Below are 987 nucleotides of genomic sequence, written 5' to 3'. Positions count from 1 at the left end.
TTAGTTGTTGATTAATTTGCCGCTTTCGTCATTCCAACTGTAAAGTTTTCTGATTTCTTCTCCAACTTTTTCTGATGGATGTTCTGAAGCTAACTTTCTCATTGCCTTGAAGTGTACCTGACGGCCTGCTGGTGACATGTCAAGTAAGAATTCTTTTGCAAATGTTCCGTCCTGAATGTCTGAAAGAACTTTCTTCATTGCTTTCTTTGTATCTTCTGTTACAATCTTTGGTCCTGTTATGTAATCACCGTATTCTGCTGTGTTTGAGATTGAGTATCTCATTCCTGCGAATCCTGACTGGTAAATTAAGTCTACGATTAATTTCATTTCATGGATACATTCGAAGTATGCGTTTCTTGGATCATATCCTGCTTCACATAATGTTTCGAATCCTGCCTGCATTAATGCACATACACCACCACAAAGTACAGCCTGTTCTCCGAATAAGTCTGTTTCTGTTTCTGTTCTGAATGTTGTTTCAAGTACTCCGGCTCTTGCTCCGCCAATTCCTAATGCGTATGCTAATGCCATGTCTAATGCCTTACCTGTTGCATCCTGTTCTACTGCTACTAAACAAGGTGTTCCTTTTCCTTCCTGATATTCTGAACGTACTGTATGACCAGGTGCCTTTGGTGCTACCATTGTTACGTCTACATCCTTTGGTGGATTGATGCATCCAAAGTGAATGTTAAATCCATGTGCGAACATTAACATATTTCCTGCTTCAAGGTTTGGTTCAATGTCCTTCTTGTACATGTCTGCCTGTAATTCGTCATTTATAAGTATCATTATAATGTCTGCCTGCTTTGCAGCTTCTGCAGCTGTGTATACCTTAAATCCCTGCTTTTCTGCCTTTGCCCATGACTTACTTCCTTCATATAATCCGATGATTACGTCACATCCTGATTCTTTTAAGTTTAATGCATGTGCATGTCCCTGGCTACCATAACCGATGATTGCAATCTTCTTTCCATCTAATAATGATAA

The 987-nt window shown here is 39.4% G+C and carries 1 protein-coding gene; it reads right to left on the bottom strand.

Features of this window, described 5'->3' with window-relative positions; translation table 11 throughout:
• On the bottom strand, positions 1-987 hold a 987-nt coding region (ilvC, locus tag DWZ69_RS05170; protein ID WP_118000909.1), incomplete at its 5' end, for a ketol-acid reductoisomerase.

Origin of the sequence: Eubacterium sp. AF34-35BH, assembly GCF_003477765.1 — a bacterium.
In the GTDB taxonomy this organism is placed as follows: Bacteria; Bacillota; Clostridia; order Lachnospirales; family Lachnospiraceae; genus Eubacterium_G.
This window is presented reverse-complemented; position numbering and strand designations above follow the sequence as displayed.